General features: G+C 64.2%; 19 protein-coding genes. 9 read left to right on the top strand and 10 right to left on the bottom strand.

Going from position 1 to position 22275, the window contains the following annotated elements:
* Positions 1–49: 49 nt before the first annotated feature.
* Positions 50–964 (top strand): LysR family transcriptional regulator, encoded by a 915-nt coding sequence (locus JQ632_RS05175; RefSeq protein WP_212401204.1) that lies wholly within the window; start codon positions 50–52, stop codon positions 962–964.
* 123 nt (positions 965–1087) lie between these two features.
* On the opposite strand, the gene JQ632_RS05170 is transcribed toward JQ632_RS05175, so the two are convergent.
* Both JQ632_RS05170 and JQ632_RS05165 read right to left on the bottom strand, forming a co-directional pair.
* Positions 1088–1696, bottom strand: coding sequence for a TetR/AcrR family transcriptional regulator (locus JQ632_RS05170; RefSeq protein WP_212401203.1), 609 nt, complete (start codon positions 1694–1696; stop codon positions 1088–1090).
* A 72-nt stretch (positions 1697–1768) separates the two neighbouring features.
* Positions 1769–2296, bottom strand: a complete 528-nt coding sequence (locus tag JQ632_RS05165; RefSeq protein WP_212401202.1) for a PaaI family thioesterase — start codon at positions 2294–2296, stop codon at positions 1769–1771.
* Between the two features lie 155 nt (positions 2297–2451).
* On the opposite strand from JQ632_RS05165, the gene JQ632_RS05160 reads away from it, so the two are divergent.
* The 3 genes from JQ632_RS05160 to JQ632_RS05150 all read left to right on the top strand — a co-directional run bounded on the left by JQ632_RS05160 (position 2452) and on the right by JQ632_RS05150 (position 6159).
* Entirely contained in the window at positions 2452–3222 is a 771-nt protein-coding gene (locus JQ632_RS05160) for an enoyl-CoA hydratase (RefSeq protein WP_212401249.1), read from the top strand.
* A 289-nt stretch (positions 3223–3511) separates the two neighbouring features.
* Entirely contained in the window at positions 3512–4702 is a 1191-nt protein-coding gene (locus JQ632_RS05155; RefSeq protein ID WP_212401201.1) for an acetyl-CoA C-acyltransferase, read from the top strand.
* A gap of 173 nt (positions 4703–4875) precedes the next feature.
* Positions 4876–6159 (top strand): MFS transporter, encoded by a 1284-nt coding sequence (locus JQ632_RS05150; RefSeq protein WP_212401200.1) that lies wholly within the window; start codon positions 4876–4878, stop codon positions 6157–6159.
* A gap of 191 nt (positions 6160–6350) precedes the next feature.
* On the opposite strand, the gene JQ632_RS05145 is transcribed toward JQ632_RS05150, so the two are convergent.
* A complete protein-coding gene (locus JQ632_RS05145; protein ID WP_249151391.1) occupies positions 6351–7331 on the bottom strand; it encodes an ABC transporter substrate-binding protein in 981 nt (326 codons plus the stop codon).
* A 205-nt stretch (positions 7332–7536) separates the two neighbouring features.
* Here JQ632_RS05145 and JQ632_RS05140 point away from each other — a divergent pair, with 205 nt between their 5' ends.
* The gene (locus JQ632_RS05140; RefSeq protein ID WP_212401198.1) at positions 7537–9000 is read left to right on the top strand and encodes an FAD-binding oxidoreductase; all 1464 of its coding nucleotides are present in this window, start codon (positions 7537–7539) and stop codon (positions 8998–9000) included.
* 58 nt (positions 9001–9058) lie between these two features.
* Here JQ632_RS05140 and JQ632_RS05135 read toward each other — a convergent pair whose 3' ends face one another.
* The 3 genes from JQ632_RS05135 to JQ632_RS05125 all read right to left on the bottom strand — a co-directional run bounded on the left by JQ632_RS05135 (position 9059) and on the right by JQ632_RS05125 (position 13646).
* Positions 9059–11095: a molybdopterin-dependent oxidoreductase gene (locus JQ632_RS05135; protein ID WP_212401197.1), complete on the bottom strand. Its 2037-nt coding sequence runs from the start codon at positions 11093–11095 to the stop codon at positions 9059–9061.
* Positions 11096–11182: 87 nt separating this feature from the next.
* Positions 11183–12742 carry an acyl-CoA carboxylase subunit beta gene (locus JQ632_RS05130; protein WP_212401196.1) on the bottom strand — a complete coding sequence of 520 codons (1560 nt, stop codon included), beginning with the start codon at positions 12740–12742 and terminating at the stop codon, positions 11183–11185.
* The gene (locus tag JQ632_RS05125) at positions 12672–13646 is read right to left on the bottom strand and encodes an IclR family transcriptional regulator (RefSeq protein WP_212401195.1); all 975 of its coding nucleotides are present in this window, start codon (positions 13644–13646) and stop codon (positions 12672–12674) included. Before JQ632_RS05125 ends, JQ632_RS05130 begins: the two co-directional genes overlap by 71 nt.
* A 95-nt stretch (positions 13647–13741) precedes the next feature.
* Here JQ632_RS05125 and JQ632_RS05120 point away from each other — a divergent pair, with 95 nt between their 5' ends.
* The 4 genes from JQ632_RS05120 (at position 13742) to glsA (ending at position 19422) form a co-directional block, all read left to right on the top strand.
* Positions 13742–13963 carry an acetyl-CoA carboxylase biotin carboxyl carrier protein subunit gene (locus JQ632_RS05120; protein WP_212401248.1) on the top strand — a complete coding sequence of 74 codons (222 nt, stop codon included), beginning with the start codon at positions 13742–13744 and terminating at the stop codon, positions 13961–13963.
* A 192-nt stretch (positions 13964–14155) separates the two neighbouring features.
* A complete protein-coding gene (locus tag JQ632_RS05115; RefSeq protein ID WP_212401194.1) occupies positions 14156–15319 on the top strand; it encodes a TAXI family TRAP transporter solute-binding subunit in 1164 nt (387 codons plus the stop codon).
* A gap of 35 nt (positions 15320–15354) precedes the next feature.
* Positions 15355–17553, top strand: coding sequence for a TRAP transporter permease (locus JQ632_RS05110; RefSeq protein ID WP_212401193.1), 2199 nt, complete (start codon positions 15355–15357; stop codon positions 17551–17553).
* Positions 17554–17574: 21 nt separating this feature from the next.
* Positions 17575–19422, top strand: a complete 1848-nt coding sequence (gene glsA / locus JQ632_RS05105) for a glutaminase A (protein ID WP_212401192.1) — start codon at positions 17575–17577, stop codon at positions 19420–19422.
* Positions 19423–19427: 5 nt separating this feature from the next.
* Here the strand turns inward: glsA and JQ632_RS05100 are convergent, their stop codons facing one another.
* From JQ632_RS05100 to JQ632_RS05085, 4 genes are all read right to left on the bottom strand, one after another.
* Entirely contained in the window at positions 19428–19718 is a 291-nt protein-coding gene (locus tag JQ632_RS05100; RefSeq protein ID WP_212401191.1) for a nucleoside triphosphate pyrophosphohydrolase family protein, read from the bottom strand.
* 10 nt (positions 19719–19728) lie between these two features.
* Entirely contained in the window at positions 19729–20256 is a 528-nt protein-coding gene (locus JQ632_RS05095; RefSeq protein WP_212401190.1) for a carboxymuconolactone decarboxylase family protein, read from the bottom strand.
* A gap of 466 nt (positions 20257–20722) precedes the next feature.
* The gene (locus tag JQ632_RS05090; RefSeq protein WP_212401189.1) at positions 20723–21082 is read right to left on the bottom strand and encodes a Zn-ribbon domain-containing OB-fold protein; all 360 of its coding nucleotides are present in this window, start codon (positions 21080–21082) and stop codon (positions 20723–20725) included.
* Positions 21079–22215 (bottom strand): thiolase family protein, encoded by a 1137-nt coding sequence (locus tag JQ632_RS05085; RefSeq protein ID WP_212401188.1) that lies wholly within the window; start codon positions 22213–22215, stop codon positions 21079–21081. Before JQ632_RS05085 ends, JQ632_RS05090 begins: the two co-directional genes overlap by 4 nt.
* Positions 22216–22275 lie beyond the last annotated feature (60 nt).

The raw sequence follows: 22275 nt of genomic DNA, 5'->3' as shown, positions 1-22275 counted from the left end.
GCATTTCTTGGGATTCAAGACCGATAAATTGCACCATAGATGTGCGAAAATGCTGGATCAAGGCACCATCGACTGGGACGACTTTCGCTTCGTGCTGGCCATCGTACGGGGCGGCTCGGTCTCGGCTGCGGCAAAGCAGCTCGGGGTGGATCATGCCACGGTGATCCGCCGTGTCGACCGGCTGGAAAAGCACCTCTCGGCAAAGCTGTTTGACAGGCGCAAGACCGGCTATTTGCTGACCGAAGCCGGCCAGCGCGTCGCCGACAGCGCGGAGGCGATGGAATCGACCATCGTCGCCAACCAGGAACAGGTCGGCGGCTCCTTGGCGCGCCTCACCGGCACGGTGCGGATCGGCGCCCCTGATGGCTTCGGGACCGCCTTCCTGGCGCCGCGGCTGGCGCCCTTCGCCGACCGGTATCCCGACCTCGACCTGCAACTGGTGGCGACCGCGCGGCTGTTCAGCCTGTCCAAGCGCGAGGCCGACATCGCCATCAGCCTGACCATGCCCAAAGAGGGCCGAATCGTCGGGCGCAAGCTCTTGGACTATCGCCTCGGGCTTTATGCCGCCCCGGCCTATCTCGACCGCTTTCCAAAGATCATCTCGCGGCACGATCTGCCGCATCATCGCTTCGTCGGCTACATCGAGGAGCTGTTGTTCACACCCGAATTGGACTATCTGCCGCAGGTCTCGCCAAAGATTTCCGCACGTTTCCGCAGCGCCAATCTGATCGCCCAGCTCAACGCCACGCTGGCCGGTTTTGGCATCGCGGTGCTGCCGCACTTCATGGCGAGCGAGCATCCGCAGCTCGTGCCGGTGCTGCCGGACGAGGTCTCGATCACCCGCACGTTCTTCATGCTGATGCATGCCGATAGCAAGGATCTCGCGCGCATCCGCGCCGTGGCAGATTACATCGGGGAGATCGTGGAGAGGGAGCGCGCGCTATTTGCCGGGCGGACCTTGTAGGGTGGGCAAAGCGACGAGACGCGCGACGGCGCGGCTCGTTGTGTGCCCACCGCGTGTGTCGCAAATCGTGGAGAGATGGTGGGCACGGCGCAAGGGCGCCTTTGCCCACCCTACGGCGTCTCGCTAATTCTGCTTCAGCTTCTTCGGCGTCTCGCGGCGCGCGCCTTCGAGAGCCGTATCCTTGCCGGCCTTCAAGACCTCATCCGAGAGTTCGCCGTTGCCGGCGACCCGGGCCAGCAGCATGGTGCCGGCCATGGTCGCGAGCGTCGCGATCGCCTGCTTGCGCGCGGCCTTGCGCGGCACGCCGGTGATGTGATCGGCCATCATCTCGATCATCTCGTCGAGCTTGCCGGCGAAGGCCTTTCGCGTCTTCGGGCTCTCGCGGGCGATCTCGGCGCCGAGCGCGGGGATCGAGCAGCCATGGCCGGGATCGTCGCGATGCAGCGCCGACAGATAGGTTTCCGCAATCAGCGACAGCCGCTTCTCCGGTGAGACCTGGTCGGTCATCTTGCGCCAGTGCTCCATCGAGCGGTCCATGGCGTAGGCAAAGGCCTCGATGACCAGCGCCTCGCGGGAATCGAAATGCGCGTAGAACCCGCCATGGGTCAGCCCCGCCTCCTTCATGAGGTCGGCGACGCCGATGCCGTGGGCGCCCTTCTCGCGCAGCCGTACGGAGGCCTTCCGAACGATCCGGTCGTGGGTTTCCTGCTTGTGTTCCCGGGAATAGCGCATGCTGGACTCATTGAATGTTTCTAATCATATAATAGCACAGGCCCAGCGAAAAGCTCCAGCTATTTCACGGCTTTAGACGCCGGCGACCATGGAAAAGGTCGCGGTAGCGTGGACCGCGAGGTCGCCCTTGCCGTCGCGGACAAAGCCTTCGGTGTAGCTGGTCTGGCGTCCGAGCTTGATCAGTTTGCCTTCGGCGGCGATGGTCCCCGACCGAACCGAGAGTGGACGCAGATAGGTCAGTTTCAAATCGAGCGTAACCGAGCCCTGCCCCGCCGGAAGCCTGGTCGAGATCGCGCAGCCCATGGCGGTGTCGAGCAGCGCCGCAGCGGTCGCACCGTGCAACAGGCCGATGGTGTTTTCGAGATCCTCCCGCGGATCCAGTTCCATGACGATGCGGCCGGGCTCGACGATGCTCATGCGAAACCCGATCAGCATCGCCATCGGCGGCGGCGGCAGGCGTCCGTCGCGGATCGCCTGCATGGCTTCCATGCCCGACCATCCCCGAGCGGCCTTGGCCGCAGGGCCAGGAGCCTGCCAGCCCACCACTCGCTCGCGCCGGAGTGTGGGTGAAAACAGGTCGAGCGTATCTGTTACGGTCATGTCAGCCTCTTTTATATGAGGATAATCATACTATACGGTGAACTTCATGCCGGCAACCCGATGACGTCCGCCGCTTGACAAGGGCGCGGTTTCGGTCCGGAAGTGGCACGACTTCCGCGCCCTCCGGGCGCCACAAAATGTCGGGACGAAGCGCGATGGACATGCTCAATCCTCACTGCGGCGTAACGCGCGATGCGCGCGGCGTCGTCCATGTCACGATCTGCGATGCCGGTTCGCTCAACATCCTTGGCTCGCCCGTTATCGACGCCGTACGTCAGGGATTGCAGCAGCTCGCCACGGACCGCAGCATCCGCGTGGTGGTGCTGCGCGGCCAGAGCGAGAAGAGCATGATCGGCGGCGCCGACATCACGGAGATGGCGAAGCTCGACCAGAAATCCGCGGAAGCCTTCATCTCCCGCCTGCGCGATCTCTGCGAAGCGGTGCGCAACTTCCCTGCCCCCGTGATCGCGCGCATGCCGGGCTGGTGCCTTGGCGGCGGGCTCGAGGTTGCGGCCGCCTGCGATGTCCGGATCGCGGCGCATGACGCGATGTTCGGCATGCCCGAGGTCCGCGTCGGGATTCCCTCGGTGATCCACGCAGCGCTGCTGCCGCGCCTGATCGGCTGGGGCCGTGCGCGCTGGCTGGTGATGACGGCGGAAAATATCGACGCGCCGACCGCGCTCGCCTGGGGCCTGGTCGACAAGGTCGCTGCCGCAGGTGAGCTGGATGCCGCCGTCGAGCACACGGTGAAGGCGCTGCTCGAATGCGGCCCCGAGGCGCTGCGCGCGCAGAAGGCGCTACTGCGGCAATGGGAGGAGCTGCCGCTGACCGAGTCGGTCAATCTCAGCGTCAAGGTGTTTGGCGAGTCGTTTTTGACGGACGAGCCGACGCGGTTGATGCAGGGGTTTGTGAACCGGAAGCGGTAGGCATTCTCCGTATTGGTAGGCCGCCTCCACACTGGAGGTGTCATGCCTCGCGAAGGCGGGGCATCCAGTACGCCGCGGCTTCTCCGCATCCTTGCGCACCTCTGGAATACCGGATCGACCGCCTGCGCGGGCGATGACAGTTGTGTATGCGGTACGATCGACCGTCCAATCGGCACTCACAAATCTCATCCGACACACGACAAATTGTCATGGCGGGCGCGGTTGCATTTTTTTGCGGCGCATCATATGATGATCATAATCTCATAACCGAATAGCAGGGAACCCCGCCATGGCCGCCGATCCCGTTGTCATCGTCTCCGCCGCCCGCACCCCGCTCGGCCGTTTCATGGGCGAGTTGTCGCCGCTTCCCGCCCACAAGCTCGGCTCGCACGTGATCGGCGCGGCGCTGGAGCGGGCGAAACTTGCGCCGGAGAAGGTCGATGAGGTCTTCATGGGCTGCGTGCTGCCGGCCGGACAAGGCCAGGCGCCGGCCCGCCAGGCGGCGCGCGCGGCCGGCCTGCCCGATGCGACCGGGGCCACCACGGTCAACAAGGTCTGCGGCTCCGGCATGAAAGCGACCATGCTGGCGCACGACATCATCCGCGCAGGCTCCGCGGACATCGTCGTCTCCGGCGGCATGGAGAGCATGAGCAATGCGCCCTATCTGCTGGCGAAGGCGCGCTCCGGCTATCGCGCGGGGCATGACCGCATCATCGACCACATGATGATGGACGGCCTCGAAGACGCCTACGAGACCGGTCGCTCCATGGGCGATTTCGGCGAGGCGACCGCGGAGGCCTATCAGTTCACCCGCAAGGACCAGGACGCCTATGCAATGGAGACCCTGAGCCGCGCACGCAAGGCAGTCGAGAGCGGCGCGTTCAAGGCCGAGATCGCGCCGATCACGCTCACCGAGAAGGCCGGGCCCCGCATCATCGGCAATGACGAGCATCCGCTTAAGGTCGATCCCGCAAAGATCCCCGGCCTGAAGCCGGCTTTCCGCGCCAACGGCACGATCACGCCGGCGGCCTCCTCTGCGAACGCTGACGGCGCGGCAGCGCTGGTCCTGACCCGCCGTGCGCTGGCCGACCGCAACGGCCTCCCCGTGCATGCCGAGATCAAGGGCCATGCGACGCACAGCCAGGAGCCGCAATGGTTCACGACCGCGCCAATCCCGGCGATCCGCAAGCTGCTCGACAAGGTCGGCTGGAGCGTCGGTGACGTCGACCTCTTCGAGATCAACGAGGCCTTTGCCGTCGTCGCGATGGCCGCGCAGCGCGATCTCGGCATCGCCAGGGAGAAGTTGAACGTGAACGGCGGCGCCTGCGCGCTCGGCCATCCCATCGGCGCGACAGGTGCCCGGCTGATCGTGACGCTGCTGCACGCGCTGGAGGCGCAGAACCTCAAGCGCGGCGTTGCCGCACTCTGCATCGGTGGCGGAGAAGCCACCGCGATCGCGGTCGAACGCATCGCGCCTTAGCTTTTTATTTGAGCATGATCTCTTCGGAAAACCGCTGCACACTTTTCCGGATCATGCTCAGCGCCAATGTCCGAAAATGAGGGAACTTTGCCATTTCGGCCGTGACGCCGGCGTGGCAGAATGTGAAGCTCGATCAGGTTTCTCAAGATCTCCCAATCAAGGTTGACGTACAGATGATTTCGAACTGGCTCGCGGCCGCGCTCACCCGCCGCAACATTCATTACGGCTGGGTGATGGTTGGCGTGACCTTCCTTGCCGCGCTGATCAGCGCCGGCACGGTCGGCGCGCCTGGCGTGTTCATCGTTCCCCTGCAAAAGGAATTCGGCTGGACCACCGCGGAGATTTCGTCAGCGCTGTCGATCCGCTTCATCCTGTTCGGCCTGATGGCGCCGTTCGCCGCCGCCCTCCTCAACCGCTACGGCCTGCGCAACGTCACGCTGACCGCGCAACTGATCGTGGTGTCGGCGCTGGTCGCATCCCTCGCGATGACGCAGGTCTGGCAGCTCATGCTGCTGTGGGGCGTCGTGATCGGCATCGGCACCGGCATGACCGCGCTGGTGCTGGGTGCGACCATCGCCACGCGCTGGTTCGCCCAGCGTCGCGGCCTCGTCGTCGGCATCATGACCGCGAGCGTCGCAACCGGCCAGCTCGTCTTCCTGCCGCTGCTCGCCAGCCTCACCGAGCGTTTTGGCTGGCGCCTCGCGCTCACCTTCGTCTGCGTCATGCTGGGCGTCGCCGCGACCGCCGTGGCGCTCGCCATGCGCGACCGTCCGAGCGATGTCGGCCAGCGTCCGTTCGGCGACGAAGGCACCGAGCCTCTGCCGATGCCGCCCGTCAATCATGGCTCGATCACCGCTGTAGCGCTCGGGACGCTGCGCGATGCCTCGAAGTCGAGCGCGTTCTGGATCCTGTTCGCGACCTTCTTCGTCTGCGGCGCCTCGACCAATGGCCTCGTCCAGGTGCACCTGATCCCGATGTGCCTCGACTTCGGCATTCCGCAGGTGCAGGCGGCGGGCCTGCTCGCGGCGATGGGCATCTTCGACTTCTTCGGCACCATCATGTCCGGCTGGCTGTCGGACCGCTACGACAATCGCTGGCTATTGTTCTGGTATTACGGCCTGCGCGGACTGTCGCTGGTGTTCCTGCCCTTCAGCGACTTCTCGTTCTACGGCCTGTCGCTGTTTGCGATGTTCTACGGCCTCGACTGGATCGCAACGGTGCCGCCGACGGTACGCCTGACGGCGCAAAAGTTCGGACCCGAGCGCGCCAACCTGGTGTTCGGCTGGATCTTTGCCGGCCACCAGCTCGGCGCCGGCACGGCCGCCTTCGGCGCGGGCCTGTCGCGGACGGTGCTGTCGAGCTACCTGCCCGCCTTCTTCGTCGCCGGCGCACTGTGCGTCTTCGCCGCGCTGATCGTACTGGCGCTGTCGCGGCAGCCGAAGCCCGCAGTCGCGTAAACCAAGGGGGCGCCATATTCATCGCTGAATGTGGCGCCTGTCATCGCGTATGCGCGGTGCCCGCCAGAGCATGATCCGGAAAAGCGTGTAGCGGTTTTCCCTCACGACAAATGCGGAACGCGTTTGCGCGGAGATCATGCTCAAACAAAGAGCTAGAGCGCGACGACGATTCAACCAGACCTCATCGCACTCTAGTCGATCACCTCGTCGGCGCGCGCCAGGAGCGTTGCGGGCAGCGGAAGCCCGCGGGATTTGGCAACGAAGCGATTGACGATCAACTCCCTCCCCACCTGTCGGACAGGCAGGTCGGCCGGCCTCTCGCCCTTCAGGATGCGGCCGGCATAGACACCCATGAGATGGCCAGCTTCCAGAAAGCGCGGGCCGTAACTGACCAGCCCACCCTTTTCAACGGCATCCCTGTCGCCGTGGATGGCCGGAAATTCGTAGCGCCTGGCCTGGTAGGCAAGCGTGGCGCCTTCAGCCGCGAACAGCGGGCCGCCGCCAAAGACCAGCACGGCGTTACGGTCACGCGGCAACGCTGACAATTCGATCTCGATGTTGTGCTCGCCGACCCAGGCGACGATCGACAGCTCAAATCCAAGTGCGTTGGCAGCCGCCTGGGCCTCGCGAACTTCAATCTCATGCGCGGGGCTGTTGGTCGGATCGGTGATCAGCACGATGAGCTGTGTGCCCGGCACCATTCCCCTGATGATGTCTATTCGCGTCGCAATCAGACCGGCGACGGGACTGAAGGCTCCCGTCAGATTGCCACCGGGCCGGTCCGGACACTCGACGAGACCGCTCGCGACGGGATCGTCGGCGAGACAAACGATCGGAATGGTGCTTGTAAGGCTCTTGGCCACGAGCGCTGCCTTGTTCGAGAATGCAAGGAGCACGGCGACCTCTCGCCTGACGAACTCTGCGGCGTTCCTGGTCAGCCGATCCGGCTCATGCCCGAACTGACCAAATTCGGTTTTGAAGCCCCTGCTTCCGGCAAGTCCTTCAACCAGGCCAAGACGGACCTGCGCGACAAGAGGGCCGGACACGTAGTCGACAATGCCGATCCGATGCAACGCCTGCGCTTGCCCTCGCGCAGGACGTTGCCATCCAAGGGGGCTGCCGGCCAGAAGGCTCGCGGATGCCGATCGCGCGATAAAGTACCGGCGGTTCATCCTGCGCTCCCTGGGCCGATGTCATGGCGACAGGCAGCGCCATCGGCAGGACATCTGCGGCCCGGACATTCGTGTGTTTGGCAGCGTTGCGGGTTCGACGCGCTTCCGGGGCATTTTGCCGTTAGACTTCACGGTACAAACGTGGACAATGCCCGAAAGCGCTTCGCGCGCTCAGTACACGCCAAGATGTGCCCAGGGGAAACAAATGCCGGTTGCCGTACCCACCATTCCGACTGTTCCTTTGACTGCCCAGATGCGCGATTCACTACGCGCCATCGTGGGCGAGAAGGGCCTCATCGAGGACGAGCACGGCAAGCAGCCGTTCGTGACGGATTGGCGCGGATCGACGGTCGGAGCTGCCGGAGCCGTTGTTCGCCCTGCCAGCACCGCGGAAGTCTCTGATGTGGTCAGGCTTTGCCATGAACATGGTGTCGCGATCGTGCCGCAGGGTGGCAACACCGGGCTGATGGCCGGGGCCACGCCGTGGCCTTCGCATACGGGCATCGTGTTGTCGCTCGGCCGCATGAACCACATCCTTAGCGTCGATGCCGTCGGCTACACGATGACGGTCGAGGCCGGCTGCGTCCTGCAGACCCTCCAGGAGACCGCGGCCGAGCACGACAGGTTCCTGCCCCTCAGCCTTGGCGCGCAGGGCTCCTGCATGATCGGCGGCAATCTGTCGACCAACGCCGGCGGCGTGCAGGTGCTCCGCTATGGCAATGCGCGCAACCTCGTCCTGGGGCTCGAGGTCGTATTGGCCAACGGCGACGTCTGGGACGGGTTGCGCGCGCTCAAGAAGGACAACACGGGCTACGACCTCAAGCATCTCTTCATAGGCGCCGAAGGGACGCTCGGCATCATCACCAAGGCCGTGCTCAAGCTGTGGCCCGCGCCCAAGGACGTCTGCACAGCGTGGCTGGCGATCCGTGATCCGCAGGCGGCCGTGGAGATATTGTCCGGGGCGCATGCGGCGTCCGAGGACAATGTCGGCTCCTGCGAGGTATTGAGCCGCGCTGCTGTTGACCTGGTGCTCCGCCATATTCCCGGTACCCAGGATCCAATCAAGGCGGACATGCCATGGTACCTGCTGCTTGAATGGGCGTCCTCGCGCCCACGCCAGGACGGGACTGACGGCATGTCCGAGAAGATGGAGCAGTTTCTCGCCGATCAACTCGAGGCCGGCCGCGTCCTCGATGCGGTGATCGCTCAGACGGTCAGCCAATCGCGCAACATGTGGCGTATCCGGGAATCCATGGCCGAGGCCCACCGGGCCGAGGGGCCGGGGCTGAGCTTTGACGTCTCGGTGGCGATCTCCGGGATTCCCGAGTTCATCGACAAGGGGTTGAAGGCCGTACTCGACATCCTCCCGACGATCAGGCCCTATCCGCTGGGACACATCGGCGACGGCAATCTGCATTTTTCGTTCATGGGGCCCAAGGGGATGGATCAACCGACGCTGGATCAATACAAGGGCGCCATCACGCGGGCCGTGAACGATCTCATCACCTCCATGGGCGGCTCGATCTCGGCAGAGCACGGCATCGGCATGGACAAGCTCGACGAGCTCAGTCACTACCGGTCGAAGACCGAGCTCGACATCATGCGAACCATCAAGCGCGCGCTCGATCCGCAGAACATCATGAATCCCGGCAAGGTGCTCCGGCTCTGATCGACGCCGGGCCTCTGCCAACAGGTCGCGCCGCGGGCTTCGGCGCGTCGTTTCCCCGTTACGGCGACGCCTGCCCTCGCGCCACTTCCACGCGGGCGCCGTAGTCCGACTGGCCAACGGAGAAATGAAAAAGACTGAGGGCGTCTCCGGTCAGGACCGCGTCTCCGGAGGTGAGATGATTGAGGCCGACCCAGCCATCGCGCATCCAGACCACCCCGGGCTTGACGTCGTTGGTGACGCAGGCCTTTGCCGCGAACTCGCCCCGCTCATTGTAGATCCTGATCGCATCCCCGTTGGCGAGCTGGCGCGCCTCCGCATCAACAGGCGAAATCAGGAGTTGCGGAGCGACATTGTGCTTTGCCAATGACTGAAGCGCCTGACCCTCGTCATAGAACGCATGAAAATGTGTCAGCGTCCTTCCGAAGCTCAGCGACAGCGGATAGGACGACGCCTGGTCGTCACGGTGCACGGGGAGCGGCGGAAGCCCGAGCTGTGCCGCTTGCGGCGAGAAGAATTCGATCTTCCCTGACGGTGAATCGAATTTCCGGTCCGCATAGGCGACCGCTGATACGTTCAGAGGCAAAAAGCCACCGGCAGCGCGCAGCGACGCCACAGTCGCATGGCCGGTTGTCGCATCATCCAGGATGACATCGATCACCTCTTCAATCGACGCCCACGGAAAGAAGTCGGCAAGCCCGAGAGAGTCCGCCAAAGAGCTCAGGATTTCGTAGATTGGGCGGGTCTCGCCCTCTCGCTCAAGTGCACGCTCCATCAGATAGAGGTGCGTGTTCGTCACCTTGAATCCCAATTCCTCGAGCCAGGCGGTTCCGGGCAGCACGACATCCGCGAAACGCCGCGCGGTCTCATTCATGAACAGGTCGACGCAAACGACCAGACCTGTCTTGTCGAGACCGCGGGAGATTTCACCGGCATCCGCAAAGGACGACAGCATGTTGGTCCCCAGCAGCAGCAACACCTTGAGCTGCCCGTCGGACAAGGCCTTTGCGATGTCGGGCATTTGATTGGCAACATAGTTGCCCGGCACGCGCGCCACACCCGCGTTCAGATTGCGCATGGCCGCGCTGTGGGCGCCATGACGTGGGCCGAGGCCGCCGCCTGCGATCCCAAAATCGCCGGTCAACGCCGGCAGACAACTGATCGCACGCGCCGCGTTCCAACCATTGGCGCTCTTGTGCATGGAGCTGCCGCCGAGGAGGATCATGGCCGGCCGTGTGGACGCGTAGGCTCTCGCGAACGACGCAATCTGGCCTTCGTCAAGACCGGTCTCCGCTGCCGCCCAGGCGGGCGTGAAGGACAGAACGTGAGACGACAATTCCTCGAAGCCGACGGTATGAGCTTCGACAAACGCGGGATCATAGAGTTTTTCGGTGACGATGACGTGCATGACGGCCAAAGCGAGCGCAGCGTCCGACCCGGGGCGGATCAGGAGAACTTCATCCGATTGAGCCGCTGCTTCGGTTCTCCTCACATCGATCGTGATGACCTTGGCCCCGCGCCGTCGGGCCGCGACGATGTGACGGGCCGTGTTGGGCTGGCTCGCAATGTTTGCGCCCCAAAGCACGATCATGCTCGCGTTCGCAGCCATGTCCTCCTTGGTATTGACCTTGAGTGCGCCCGACAGTCCCACGCCGAAACCGCCAAGCCCCCAGCAGACCATTGCCGGGTGCCAATTCTGGCATCCATACATATTTGCGAAACGCTGCATCAACTGGATTGTCACGGCACCGCCCACGGTGAAGCCGCCATGCCCTGCCCATAGACCCACCGCCTCGGGTCCGGCAGAGCGCATCCGCTTCACCATGAAATCCAGCGCTTCGTCCCAACTCACACGGCGCCAAGTGTCGGTGCTGCGATCGTCGCGAATTTGGGGATAGAGCAGCCGTTTCGGATTGCCAAAGATCTCGCTGGTCGCGCGCCCGCGAACACAAAGAAACCCGGCACTGTCAGGATTATCCTTGTCTCCACTCAGCGTCTTGAGCCGACCGCCCTCGACCTCGACCTGCATACCGCAAAACGTCGGGTGGCAATTCATCGGGCACATGGTGCGGACGGTCTTTGCATCGACAGCCGACATGAGCGAACCCTCCCGGTCTCATTCCCGAGACGATCTTATCAGAGACGGGATAGACCGGCAGCCCCCAAGGAACCCGCGTTATCGCCGCTACGGCCGGATCGTCATGTTTTCCGGCGGGCCAGGCTTGCGTAGCGGCTCCGCCAATCGCGCGAACTCACACAATAGCGAGCGTGTCTTGCGGGGATCGATGATCTCCTCGACCCAGAATTTTTCGGCCGAGCGGAATGGCGAGCGCAGCTTGTTGAGGCGGTTCTCGATCTCCTTCAGCTTCGCAGCCGGGTCCTCCGCCGCGTCGATGTCGGCGCGGTAGGCCGCCTCGATGCCGCCTTCGAGTGGCAGCGAGCCCCAATAGGCTGACGGCCAGGCGTAGCGGATCGAGAAGCGGTCGGCCGGCTGATGCACCACGCCGGCGACGCCGAAGGCGTTGCGCAGGATCACCGTGCACCAGGGCACCGTGGTCTGGTTGACCGCCGCCATCGCGCGCACGCCGTGGCGGATGGTCGCCGCCTTCTCGGCGTCGAGCCCGATCATGAAGCCGGGGCAGTCCATGAGATAGACGATCGGCAGCTGGAAGGTTTCGGCGAAGTCGACCCAGCGCACCACCTTCTGGCAGGCGTCCGCCGTCCATGAGCCGCCATAGTGGAAGGGATCGCTGGCGAGCACCATCACCGCCCTGCCCTCGAGCCGCGCGAGGCCGACGATGATCGGCTTGCCGAAGTTGGAGGCAACCTCGAAGAACGAGCCCTTGTCGACGACGGACTCGATGATCGGCCGCATCTTGTAGACCTGGCGGCGGCCGCGCGGCACCGCCTTCATCAAGGCCTCGTCAGTGCGCTCGGGATCGTCCTGGCACGGCAGCGTCGGCGGCAGTTCATAGACCGACGACGGCAGGTACGACAGGAAGCGCCGCGCGCAGGCAAACGCCTCTTCCTCGGTCTCGACCGCATGGTCGATTGCGCCGGCGCGCGTCTGGATGTCGGCGCCGCCGAGATCCTGCTTCGAGAGATCCTGCCCCAACCGCTTCACCACCGGCGGCCCCGCGACGAACATCGCGGACGCTTTTGTCATGATGGAGTAGTGGCTCGCTGCGAGGCGCGCCGCGCCAAGGCCCGCCACCGAGCCGAGCCCCAGTGCCACCACAGGCACGCGCGAGAGATTCTCGGTCGTGAAGCGATACCAGCGGGTGCCGCCGATGCCGCCCGGCAGATTGGCTGCACCCTTGGTCTCGATCGTCTTGACCGAGCCGCCGCCGCCGGAACCTTCGATGATGCGGATGATGGGCAGGCGAAAATCGTGCGCCATCTCCTCGGCCATCAAGGGCTTTGCCGAGATCGAGGCGTCGGCCGAGCCGCCGCGCACGGTAAAATCGTCGCCGACCACGACGACGGTGCGGCCGTCGACCCGCGCGCGGCCGAACACGCAGTTCGCCGGCGTCACATGCTTGAGGTCGCCTTGCTGGTCGTATTCGCCGATGCCGGAGACCGCACCGATCTCGTGAAAGCTGCTCTTGTCGACCAGCTTGTTGATGCGCTCCCGAACCGTCAGCCGGCCCTGGTCATGCTGTCGCTTGACCTTGTCAACGCCTCCCATCTCGCGCGCGAACGCTTCGCGCCGAGCGAGCTCGTCGAGTTCCGGCTTCCAGGTCATTCACTCCCTCCGACGTGATGGGCTTGTTATTGTTATGGACCGCCACCGCAATCGGTTTCCGTTCGAGGCGAGAGTTGAGGAAATCGCCTTCGGCTCCTTCGAGCAGGCCTCCCACCGCCCGGCCGAGCTCAATCATCAGCGGCGCGACTTCGCGATGCAGCCGCTCTTCGTCATACATCGCCGCCAGCAGGCCGATCGTGACCACGACGACGGTCTGGTATTGCGGCGACCACAGCGGCACCGCGAGGCCGTTGATATGCGGGCTCCAGATGCCGCAGGCCACGACATAGCCGTGCTCGCGCAAGAACTGGCGGTTGGCCTCGATGCGGGGCTTCAGCAGTTTTGCGGCGTCGGGAACCTCGCGCTCCATCTCCGCGATCAGCGCATCGCCGATCTCCTGCGGGAGCGCCGCTGTGTAGGCCGCGCCCGCTGCGGTGGAGGCCATCGAGATGCGGCTGCCGGTAACCTCGTGCAGGCCGAGCGCACTCGCCGAGCGCGCGAACTCGAAATAGACCAGGTGGAAACGATCGGGGATGACGAAGCCGACGGTGCCGGGCAATTGCTCGGCGACGTCAGCCAAGCGCTGACGGATCAGATTGCGGAGCTGCAGGCCCTTCATCATCGAGGAACTCATCGCCACCGCGCTCGGGCCGATGCGGTACTTCTGATCGCGCGGCAGATACACGAGCTGGCCCATCCGGGTCAGCGTGTGGGTCAGGCGCGATACGGTCGATCGCGGCAGGCCACAGCGGTTGGAGATTTCGAGATTGCCGAGCCGGGCCTCGTGGCCCTCGAAGCACCGCAGCACATCGAATGCGCGCGATACGACCTGAATGACATCACCCTCGCCTGATTCACCGGCGAGCACTCCTTGCCGACTTAACCGCTCCGATCGTCGTCCCATGTTCCCTACCGATTGTTCCGCTGTGCGGAATTAAATTCCGCTTGAAGGACACGCTACATCAGGCATTTTGCGACGACAACAAAAAGGCGATTGGCATGCCAGATATTCGAATTGTTACGGAGGTGGCGGGACGCGTCTGCGCGCTTCCCGTGGAGGTTGGAGGAAGCGTTGGAGATGGCGACGAAATTGCATTCGTCGAAGCCATGAAGATGGAGATCCCGGTTCCCTCGCCTGCAGCCGGCACGCTCACATCGCTTCTCGTCAAGCTGGACGATGTCGTTGCCGAAGGTCAGGCGATCGCAATCCTGAGGCGTTGATCAGACAACTTCTTGCGAAAAGACGCCGCGACAAACTGTCTGCGGGATTGGGAGCCGCGGCACGGCGTTGCCATCGCCTGACGGCGGTGACATGATCGATCCAAGCAAAAAATCCTCGCGAAAAGCGAGGAACTTCGCGCAAGGCGCGCGAAGGACTTCGCGGAAAGAGCGAAGGACATCGGAGGGAGAAACATGCTTCGTGGGCTGTACGTGCTTGCGCCTGCCTTGGTGGCAGGCATTTCTTTTGCGTCTACACGCTATGCTGTCGCTGACGACATCAAGCTTCCGCCGACACTGACATTCACCGCCTACGACACCGGCACCGCCGGCTTCAACATCGCCGTCGGCGTCGGCAAGATGATGAAGGACAAGTACAGCACCGACGTGCGCGTGCTGCCGGCCGGCAACGACGTCGCGCGGCTTGCGCCCTTGCGCGCCAAGCGCGCGGCCTCGGCAGCAATGGGATCCGGCACCTATTTCGCGCAGGAAGGCGTGTTCGAATTCGGCGCCAGGGAATGGGGGCCGCAGGCGCTCCAGCTCATGCTCTCCTCGGTCGACTGCAATTGCGGGTCGCTCGGCGTCGCCGCCGATACCGGCGTCAAGGACCTCAGGGATCTCAAGGGCAAGCGCGTTGGCTTCGTCGTCGGCTCGCCCGCGCTGAACCAGAACTCGCTCGCGGTGCTCGCTTTCGCCGGGCTGACGCAGAACGACGTCAAGGTCGTGGAGTTCGCAAGCTATGGCGCGATGTGGAAGGGGCTGATCAACAACGACACCGATGCCGCCTTCGGCACCACCATCACCGGCCCCGCCAAGGAAGCCGAGACCTCACCGCGCGGCCTGCTCTGGCCGCCGCTGCCCGCCAAGGACAAGGAAGGCTGGGCACGCATGCAGAAGGTCGGCTCGTTCTTCTTCCCGCAGCTTGCGACCTGCGGCGCCGGCATCTCGAAGGAGAAGCCGGTCGAGCTCGGCAATTACCCCTACCCGATCTTCGTCGCCTACGCTTCGCAAGCTCCCGACCAGGTCTACGCCATGACCAAGGCGATGATCGTGAACTACGACGCCTACAAGGACTCCGCGCCGGGCGCCGGTGGCCTCGCCGCCGATCGCCAGACCAAGAACTGGGTGGTGCCGGTGCATCCGGGTGCCGTGAAGGCGCTGAAGGAAGCCGGGCAATGGAGCGACGCGCAGGAGGCCCACAACAATGCGCTCTACAAGCGCCAGGAGGTGCTGGCGACAGCCTGGGCCGACTACGGCAAGTCCAATCCGCCGGCCGACGACAAGGCTTTTCTCGACGGCTGGATGAAGGCGCGCGCGGCAGCGCTGACGAAGGCCAATATGCCGAACGGCTTCGACTAGGGGCAGCTAGGATCGGGGTTTAGGGGGAAGCGGTGATGTCCGAGACCACGGCAGCGCCGGCGAAGAAGATCGAGTTCGAGGACCCGCATCTCTCCGCCGCCGGAGACTTGCAGGAATCCGAGGTCACGCGCGTCCGCAGCTTGCGCGGCGCGTGGCGCTGGGCGCTGCTCGTCCTGACTGCCGCCACCATCCTGCTCTGCGTCAACCAGCAATTCTCGCTGCGCTTCTTTATCGATTACACCCAGCTCAACACCGAATATTTCTACCTGCTGATCGCGTTGATGCTGCCGTTCACCTTCCTGATGTTCCCGGGATCGGAGACGGCGCCGCTCGACCGCATCCCCTGGTACGACCTGCTGCTGTTCGCCGCGACCTTCGTCTCCGCGATCTGGCTGATGTTCAACATTCGCAAGGCCGCGCAATTCGGATGGGAGTTTGACGGTGCGCCAACCCACGTCATCGTCGCTGGGCTGGTGATGTGGTTCCTGCTGATGGAGGCGCTGCGCCGCACCGGCGGCTGGAGCCTGCTCCTGAGCGTGCTGCCGTTTACGTTCTACCCGATGTTTGCCGACGCCACCTGGCTTGGCCCGTTCCGCGGCACGCAATCGACACTGCAGCAAACCACCGCCTATCACATGCTCTCGGGCGAAAGCCTGTTGGGCATCCCGATCCAGGCCTTTGCCGACACCGTAATCGGCTTTTTGGTGTTCGGCACCGCGCTGATGATGACGGGCGCCGGAAAGTTCTTCATCAACATCGCCTTTGCGATGTGCGGCACGTTCCGCGGCGGAGCGGCAAAAGTCTGCGTGTTCGCCTCGGGCCTGCTCGGCACCGTCGGCGGCAGCATCGTCTCCAACGTGCTCACCGCCGGCACCATGACCATTCCCGCCATGAAGAAGACGGGCTTTACACCGTCCTATTCCGGCGCGATCGAGGCCTGCGCCTCGACCGGCGCGGTGCTGGCACCGCCTGTGCTCGGCGCCACCGCCTTCGTGATGGCCCAGTTCATGAACACGAGCTATGCCGACGTCGCGCTCGCCGCAACCATACCCTCGGTACTCTATTATGTCGGCCTGTTCGCGCAGGTCGACGCTTACGCCGCCCGCCACAAGCTGAAGGGCATTCCTCGTGCCGAGCTGCCGCGCTTCTGGGACGCCTTCAAGGACGGCTGGTACTATTTGTTCGTCATCGTCGTCCTCGTGGTCATGCTGCTCCATTTCAAACGCGAGAGCCACGCACCGTTCTACGCGTCCGTGTTGCTGGTGATTTTGCACCAGTGGTCCGGACCGGCGCCGTGGAAGCTCGGCAACACGGCCGTGTTGATCCTCTCGATCGTCGCGACCGCGGCCATGTTCTGGTTCAGCGTTCTCAACGCGGCGCTTTGGGGCATGTGCCTGCTCGCCGCGCTGAACGAGTTCTTCCCCGGCAAGAACTGGGGCGGCGCGCGCTGGCTGCAGTTCCTTGAGCTCAACGGCAAGACGTTCGTCGAGCTGATCGCGATCCTGGCCGGCTGTGGTCTCCTGATCGGCGCGTTCTCGCTTACCGGCGTGATCTCGAGCCTTGCCAACGACCTCCTCAACATCGCCGGCGGTGACGCGTTCCTGCTGCTGATCATGTGCGCCATCACCAGCCTGATCCTCGGCCTCGGGCTGACGACGACGTCGTGCTACATCTTCCTCGCCATCCTGGTGGCCCCGGCGCTGGAAAAGCTCGGGCTGAACAAGATGGCCGTGCACATGTTCATCTTCTACTGGGGCATGCTGTCCTCGATCACGCCGCCGGTCGCGATCGCCTCCTTCGCCGCGGCCGGCATTGCCGGCGCGCCCGCGATGAAGACGGGCTGGGAGAGCATGTGGGTCGGCAGCATCATCTATTTCATTCCGTTCTTCTTCGTGCTGAACCCGGCGTTGCTGCTCCAGGGCAGCAATCCCTACCCCGAGGCGCTCGGGCTCACGGCGCTTGCCTGTTTCGGCATCGTCTTCATCTGCGGGGGCATTCAGGGCTACCAGGCCTATGTTGGCGATCTCCGGAATGCCGGGCTCATGGAATGGCCGATCCGCATTCTGCTGGTCATCGGCGGATTCGTGATCGCGACGCCCGGCGGCGGGATCATGCCGCTGTCGCAGATGCAGGTGACCTTGCTGGGACTTGCGATACTCGTGCCCACGGTCGTGCTCGCGCTGCTGCTGGTCCGGCGCCAGGGCATGGTGCCTGACGGGTTGCGCGTGCCCTGATTGCGATGCACAAGGAGAGGGATGACATCGCAATCGCCCGCCGCCGACGCCTGGACCCGCTCGAACCCGCCCTTGCTGCGGTTTCTGAACGCTTGTCTCAATGAATTCTCGGCCGAGACGTCCGGCACCGTCGCCGACTACATCCCCGAGCTCAGCAAGGCCGACCCTGCCCATTTTGGCATCAGCCTCGCGACGCTGGACGGCCATGTTTATGAGGTCGGCGACAGCCGAGTGCCCTTCACCATCCAGTCCATGTCTAAGCCGTTCGTGTTCGCCCTGGCCCTGGATGTGCTGGGCGCAAGCCGGGTCGAGAGCGCGATCGGCGTCGAGCCGTCGGGCGACCCTTTCAACTCGATCAGGCTCAATTCGGACAACCATCCCTTCAACCCGATGGTGAACGCCGGCGCGATCGCGTGCACAGGGCTGATTTGCGAGAGCAAGGGCGATGCCGCCTTCGAGGAGATCCACAAGGCGCTCGGCCGCTTCGCAGGCCGCGAGCTCGACGTGGACGAAGCCGTCTATGCATCCGAAAGCCAGACCGGCGACCGCAATCGCGCCATCGCCTATCTCCTGAAGACCAATGCGGTCATCGCCGACAACGTCGCTGCCGTGCTCGACGTCTATTTCCGGCAATGCGCGGTTCTGGTCAGCGCGCGCGACATTGCCGTCATGGCCGCGACGCTTGCCAATCGCGGCATCAATCCCGTCACCGGCGAGCAGGTGATGACGCCCTATGCGATCTCGCGCACGCTGTCGGTGATGACCTCGTCGGGCATGTACGACTACGCCGGCGAATGGATCTACCGCATCGGCATTCCCGCCAAGAGCGGCGTCGGCGGCGGCATTTTGGCCGCCCTGCCCGCACGGCTCGGCCTCGGCAGCTATTCGCCAAAGCTCGACAAGCACGGCAACAGCGTGCGCGGCATCAAGGTCTGCGAGGCATTGTCCTCGCACTACGATCTGCACATGCTCAACCGCAGCGACGACGCGCGCAACGCCGTGATCGCCGACTACGACATCGGCAAGAGTCCGTCACGGCGCGTCCGCCGCCCGCAGGAGCGCGAGATCATCGCCGCGCATGACCAGGATGTGTGGATCATCGAGCTGGTCGGCACGCTGTCGCTCTCCGCGGTGGACTACGTCTCGCGGCGACTTGCGGCGAGGCCCCGCCCGCAATTCGTGATCTTCGACCTGCACCGCGTCACCTCAACCACCCGCGCCGGCGCGCGCCTCGTCGCGGAAGCCTTTGCGGAGCTCGCAACGCTCAACGTCACCGTCGTCATTTCAGGTGTCAAACGCGCATCGCGGGAATGGGACAGCTTGCGGGAATGGACGGCAGAGCTGAGGAACGTCCGCGACTTCTATTTGCTCGATACCGCCATCGAATGGGTCGAGGACCAGATCGTCTACCGCTATGGCGGCTCGATCGATTTTCACGAAACCACCGAGCTTGACGAGCAGCTGCTGCTCGCCGGCCTCAGCGAAGAAGAGCTGGCCGACCTCGCCTCGCTCTGCACGATCAGGAGCTATCAGGCGGGCGCGAAGATCGTTGCGACCGGCAATCCCGCCGATTCCCTGTTCTTCCTGCGCTCCGGCGCCGTGCACGTCACGCTGCCCGACGGCGTGCGGCTGGCGACGCTGACCGCCGGCATGGCCTTTGGCGAGATGGCGCTGCTGGAATCCACGCGCTCCGCAGATGTTCTGGCTGACATGTCGGCGACGGCTTACGAGGTGCCTCTCGGGGATTTCGAGCGCTTCCGCAAGCAGCACCCCCGCGCCGGCGAGCGCATCATGCGCAACCTGGCGCAACTGCTCGCCGACCGCCTGATCGTGGCGAATGCCAAGGTGGATATTTTGACGTCGATGTAGGTGGTCTACGGCCCGAGCCTGCGCTCAACCTTGGCCTTGCTCGCGGCAAGCACCTCCGACGGCTTGCGGCCGAGCGCGGCGCAGAGGCACGCCCAATAGTAGACGACGTCGCCGAGTTCTTCGGCCATCGCGGCCTGATCCAGCGTTCCGTCACGCAGCAGCTTCTTGATGTGCTCGGCGACTTCGCCGGCCTCTCCTGCGAGGCCGAGACCGAGATAGGACAGCCGCTCATGGGTCGGCGGCTGCGTGCCCTTTGCCGTGCTCGCAGCCCACGCGGCGTAATCGTCGATCGTCATCGATGGCTCCCTAGCCAACGACCTCCGTCACCGGCTGGAGGTCGATCTCAAAGGTCTCGAGGAACTTCGAGGTCATGATGTAGAAGCCGACCGAGAGCTGGAGTTCGACCAGCGCGCCCGGCGTCAACTTCGACGCGATCGCCTTGAACGTGGCATCGGTCGGCTTGTTCAGCCTCACGATCTCATCGGTGAAGGCGAGCGCGGCACGCTGCGTCTCGGTGAAGCAGGCCGCCGCCTGCCAGTTCGTCAGCGCCTCGTTCTGCTCGTCGGTGACGCCGACGTTCTTGCCGATGCGCTTGTGCGCGATGATCTCGTAAGGCGCTTCGCAGAGAATCCCGGTGCGCGTGATCGCGAGTTCCCGCACGACCGGATCGAGCTCGCCCCTGCTGCGGATCGCGCCGCCGAGCCGGCAATACTGCACGAAATAGTCGGGCGAATGCGACATCATGCGAAATATGTTGGCATTGCGATTCTTGGCGAGAATCTCGCGGGTACGATCGGATGCGTTCGCGGGATCGGCGTAGTCGATACGGGCCATCAATCACCTTGGGTCTTGGTTTTATTGTCGATTTTTCCTCGAATTCCCGAAGACTATTCGTGCACCGACGCAAGAGCAACATTATCTCTCCAAATTGCCGCCGTATTACTGATCGACCTTGAGACAGTGCAGTGTTCGCTGAGTGGGGACTCATCGAAGCGAATGCTCGCCGTGGGGTGTTCCGAGTAACAAAATTTGGCCGTCGATTGCGCAGCGCGCGCAACGATGAGTCACGCCCAGGTTTAGGGAGAAAACGGCATGAAGGAAGCCACCAGGAGGGCGGCCTCGGAAGCGCTCGCGCATATGCTGGCGGTGACGGCGATGCTCGTCATCGCCAGCATTTTGTTCTACGGGCGCTAGTTCAGAGTATTCGTCATTCCGGGGTGGCGCATCGCGCACGTGCGCCAGGCCCAGAATTCCCGTTCCAGGCTCGGTCCTTTGGACCGCCCCCGAATGGCGAAATCCACTAGCTCCTCTTGGTGAAGAACGGCACGAGCTTTTCGGCAAACGGCACAAAGCTCGCGGTGACCACGTCGCCGATGGCGAGATTCATCTCGCCATGCGCCATCATGCGAAAGCCTTCGGCACAATCGACCAGCAGGATGTTGTAGGGCACGTGCGCCTTCGTCTCCGGCGTCGCCGCGCGACAGACGAGTGAGGTTGCGTACACCCTGCCATTGCCGCTTGCGCGCCGTTCCCCCGGATCTGCCGCACCACAGGCCGCGCAGAAGGCACGATGGAAATACTGGACATGGCCGCAGGCTCCGCAGGTCTGATAGACGATCGCCTGCTCACCCTTGGTCCAATCGGCCATCCGTTCGCTCATCGCACCCGCTCCAGAAACATGCTGACATGGGAGGACAACACGCCGCCATCGCCATGCAGCAGCGCCATCGAGGCATCGCGCACCTGGCGATTGCCCGCCCGTTCCGTCATCTGCAAATGCGTTTCGACGAGATGCGCCATCGCACCGCCGACGCCGCAATGGCCGTAGCTGAGCAGACCGCCATGGGTGTTGAGCGGCATGGCGCCGTCACGGCCAAAATGGCCGGAGCGCACGCGGGCCGCCGCCTCGCCCCGCTTCGCAAGCCCGAGATCCTCGAGCAGCATCGCGAGCGTGATCGTAAAGCTGTCATAGACTGCAGCGTAGCGCACATCCGATATCGCAACGCCTGCGGCCTGCTTTGCGCGCGCAATCGAAATCTCGGCGCCGAGTTCACTCAGCGCGGGCGCAGCCGTGACGTGCTGGTGGGTATGGGCCTGCGCGCAGCCACGCACCTTGACCCCACTCGCGCCGGTTCGTTCGCGACTGATGACGAAGGCTGCGCCACCGTCGGAGACCGGGCAGCAATCGAGCAGCTTGAGCGGCAACGCCACCGGCTTCGACGCCATGACGTCGGCGACCGTGATCGGGTCGTGGAATTGCGCGCCGGGATGGCTGCAGGCATGCGCCCGCATCAGCACCGCGAATTCGGCAAGGTCCTCTTCGGTGACGCCGTATTCGTGCATGTAGCGCGAAGCGACGAGGCCGTAATAGGCGGGAATGGTCGGGCCCAGCGGCACCTCGTAGTCGGGATGGCCGACCTGGGCGAGCGCCTGGATGGAGGCGTCGCGGCTCTGCCCGGTCAGACGGTTCTCGCCGGCGACGACCAGCACGTGCTTGACGACGCCGGCCTCGACGAGCTGATGCGCCAGCATGGTCATGGCAAGGCCGGTGGCGCCGCCGACCTGAACGGCGTGGGCGTAGCTAGGGCGGATGCCGAAATGTTCGGCGAACACGGTCGCCAGCATGATGTGCGGCGAGACGGTCGAATAGCCGCAAAGAATGCCGTCGATCTCGGCGCGCTTCAGCCCGGCGTCGTCGATCGCAAGCTGGGCGGCCTTGCTCATCAGGTCGAGCGAGGACGAGCCTTCATGCTTGCCGAAAGGTGTGAGCCCGACGCCGGTGACGAAGCTCATGATGCTGTCTCCACACCGTCATTCCGGGGCGCGCCTCTTGGCGCGAGCCCGGAATCCATA

It is taken from the genome of Bradyrhizobium liaoningense (genome assembly GCF_018130955.1).
In the GTDB taxonomy this organism is placed as follows: Bacteria; Pseudomonadota; Alphaproteobacteria; order Rhizobiales; family Xanthobacteraceae; genus Bradyrhizobium; species Bradyrhizobium liaoningense_C.
The sequence above is the reverse complement of the archived record's forward strand: the minus strand, read 5'-3'. Positions and strand labels throughout refer to the sequence as shown.

Coding starts and splice junctions, on each gene's coding strand:
- JQ632_RS05175 (WP_212401204.1), top strand. CDS start 50: ATGCTGGATCAAGGCACCATCGACTGGGACGACTTTCGCTTCGTGCTG.
- JQ632_RS05170 (WP_212401203.1), bottom strand. CDS start 1,696: ATGCGCTATTCCCGGGAACACAAGCAGGAAACCCACGACCGGATCGTT.
- JQ632_RS05165 (WP_212401202.1), bottom strand. CDS start 2,296: ATGACCGTAACAGATACGCTCGACCTGTTTTCACCCACACTCCGGCGC.
- JQ632_RS05160 (WP_212401249.1), top strand. CDS start 2,452: ATGGACATGCTCAATCCTCACTGCGGCGTAACGCGCGATGCGCGCGGC.
- JQ632_RS05155 (WP_212401201.1), top strand. CDS start 3,512: ATGGCCGCCGATCCCGTTGTCATCGTCTCCGCCGCCCGCACCCCGCTC.
- JQ632_RS05150 (WP_212401200.1), top strand. CDS start 4,876: ATGATTTCGAACTGGCTCGCGGCCGCGCTCACCCGCCGCAACATTCAT.
- JQ632_RS05145 (WP_249151391.1), bottom strand. CDS start 7,331: ATGAACCGCCGGTACTTTATCGCGCGATCGGCATCCGCGAGCCTTCTG.
- JQ632_RS05140 (WP_212401198.1), top strand. CDS start 7,537: ATGCCGGTTGCCGTACCCACCATTCCGACTGTTCCTTTGACTGCCCAG.
- JQ632_RS05135 (WP_212401197.1), bottom strand. CDS start 11,095: ATGTCGGCTGTCGATGCAAAGACCGTCCGCACCATGTGCCCGATGAAT.
- JQ632_RS05130 (WP_212401196.1), bottom strand. CDS start 12,742: ATGACCTGGAAGCCGGAACTCGACGAGCTCGCTCGGCGCGAAGCGTTC.
- JQ632_RS05125 (WP_212401195.1), bottom strand. CDS start 13,646: ATGGGACGACGATCGGAGCGGTTAAGTCGGCAAGGAGTGCTCGCCGGT.
- JQ632_RS05120 (WP_212401248.1), top strand. CDS start 13,742: ATGCCAGATATTCGAATTGTTACGGAGGTGGCGGGACGCGTCTGCGCG.
- JQ632_RS05115 (WP_212401194.1), top strand. CDS start 14,156: ATGCTTCGTGGGCTGTACGTGCTTGCGCCTGCCTTGGTGGCAGGCATT.
- JQ632_RS05110 (WP_212401193.1), top strand. CDS start 15,355: ATGTCCGAGACCACGGCAGCGCCGGCGAAGAAGATCGAGTTCGAGGAC.
- glsA (WP_212401192.1), top strand. CDS start 17,575: ATGACATCGCAATCGCCCGCCGCCGACGCCTGGACCCGCTCGAACCCG.
- JQ632_RS05100 (WP_212401191.1), bottom strand. CDS start 19,718: ATGACGATCGACGATTACGCCGCGTGGGCTGCGAGCACGGCAAAGGGC.
- JQ632_RS05095 (WP_212401190.1), bottom strand. CDS start 20,256: ATGGCCCGTATCGACTACGCCGATCCCGCGAACGCATCCGATCGTACC.
- JQ632_RS05090 (WP_212401189.1), bottom strand. CDS start 21,082: ATGAGCGAACGGATGGCCGATTGGACCAAGGGTGAGCAGGCGATCGTC.
- JQ632_RS05085 (WP_212401188.1), bottom strand. CDS start 22,215: ATGAGCTTCGTCACCGGCGTCGGGCTCACACCTTTCGGCAAGCATGAA.